Raw genomic sequence first — 1,378 nt, 5'->3', positions numbered from 1 at the left:
CCGCCGCTGTGACGGGCGGTCGACCGGCCGTCGGGCGGGACAGCCGACCGGTCAGGCCGCCGTCGGGCGGGAGAGCGCGGCCAGCGCGCGGCGCACGTCGGCGAGGGAGACGGTCGCCGAGTCGTCCAGCTCGGCCAGGCCCGCCTCGATCCACTGTCGCATCAGGGTGGTCACCCCGATGCCGCGGGCCTCGGCGGCCGCCCGGACCCGCTCGTACGTCTCCAGCGGGAGGCGCACCGAGCGGCTGACCATGGGCACGTCGGTGTCGGGGGTGGGCACTCCGCCGGCTGGCTCTCGTCGATCAGCTCGGCCAGCGCGTCGTCGCCGCCGTGGAAACGCTTGGTCGCCTCGTTCCGGTCCATCGTGACCGCCTCCTCATCGGCGAGATCTCCGTACCGCCTCGTCGTAGCGCTTCGCCTCGATGTCGCTCAGCTCGCGCGCGGACAGGACGTCCCAGTCGTGGTCGGTGCCGTCGGCCTCGGCGAGCAGCACGGCGAGTCGTCGGCCGCGGTGGGACACCGCGTAGACGACCATGACGTCGTCGCCGAGGTGCCGGATGACCCGGCGCGTGCTGTGCAGGGCCTCCCAGACTTCCCCGGGCCTGACGTCGTAGACCCGCAGGTTGTCCAACGCCTCGTCGGTGAAGCTGAACCGGCTGCCCACGGGCGGAGCGTACCACGTGCGTAACACGCAACCCGGGGTGAGTCGAACTTTCGCTGATCAAGGGCTTCGGGTGACAGGATGGGGCGTAATCTCCTCGAGGAGGTCCGTCGTGAAGCGTCAGGCGTACCAGCCGATTCTGATCACCGACGCCTCGCGCAGCCAGGACGACCAGCTCACCAGCCGACAGAAGCGGTACGTGCTGATGATGGGCATCCGGGTGGCGTGCCTGGTGCTCGGTGCCGTCCTGGTCGGCGTGAAGGCACCCCTGCTCTGGCTGTGGCTGCCGCTGCTCGGCCTCGGGATGGTGCTCATCCCCTGGCTGGCGGTGCTACTGGCCAACGACCGCCCCCCGAAGGAAGAGCATCGCCTCGCCAACAAGCTCCACCCCCGCCACCGCGACGAGACCCCCCCAATGAGCCTCACCGCGGAGGAACGCCCCCACAAGATCATCGACGTCGAACCCTGATCCCCGCGATCTTGCACTTGGCGCCCGGGCGAACCCGGTCGAATCGGATGGAGTCAAGGCCCCAACTGCAAGATCGCCGCGAGCCTGGGTGAGGCGCGGGTCAGGGGGTGGGGCGGGCGCCCACGGTGGCTACCGCGGTGCGCCGAGGTCCGCTGCGCGGTCGAGGGCGGCGCGGGGATCCGCGCCGGCGAGCCAGGCCGTGAGCAGGCCGGCGGCGAAGGCGTCGCCGGCGCCGGTGACGTCCACCAC

General features: G+C 71.5%; 3 protein-coding genes and 1 pseudogene. 1 reads left to right on the top strand and 3 read right to left on the bottom strand.

The window, feature by feature from the left end:
- Nucleotides 1–51: 51 nt before the first annotated feature.
- The gene (locus JNW87_RS38730) at nucleotides 52–252 is read right to left on the bottom strand and encodes a hypothetical protein (RefSeq protein ID WP_238455476.1); all 201 of its coding nucleotides are present in this window, start codon (nucleotides 250–252) and stop codon (nucleotides 52–54) included.
- A 123-nt stretch (nucleotides 253–375) separates the two neighbouring features.
- Entirely contained in the window at nucleotides 376–663 is a 288-nt protein-coding gene (locus tag JNW87_RS38725) for a hypothetical protein (protein ID WP_236647889.1), read from the bottom strand.
- 109 nt (nucleotides 664–772) lie between these two features.
- On the opposite strand from JNW87_RS38725, the gene JNW87_RS38720 reads away from it, so the two are divergent.
- A complete protein-coding gene (locus JNW87_RS38720) occupies nucleotides 773–1,129 on the top strand; it encodes a DUF3099 domain-containing protein (protein ID WP_109801985.1) in 357 nt (118 codons plus the stop codon).
- A gap of 100 nt (nucleotides 1,130–1,229) precedes the next feature.
- Here JNW87_RS38720 and JNW87_RS38715 read toward each other — a convergent pair.
- Nucleotides 1,230–1,378, bottom strand: a pseudogene (locus JNW87_RS38715) (PfkB family carbohydrate kinase); the annotation flags it as partial.

Origin of the sequence: Micromonospora sp. ATA51 (assembly GCF_016802855.1) — a bacterium.
Taxonomy (GTDB): Bacteria; Actinomycetota; Actinomycetes; order Mycobacteriales; family Micromonosporaceae; genus Micromonospora; species Micromonospora sicca.
Note: the sequence above shows the minus strand (reverse complement) of the source record. Positions and strands in the feature narration are given on the sequence as shown.

Coding starts and splice junctions, on each gene's coding strand:
- JNW87_RS38730 (WP_238455476.1), bottom strand. CDS start 252: ATGGTCAGCCGCTCGGTGCGCCTCCCGCTGGAGACGTACGAGCGGGTC.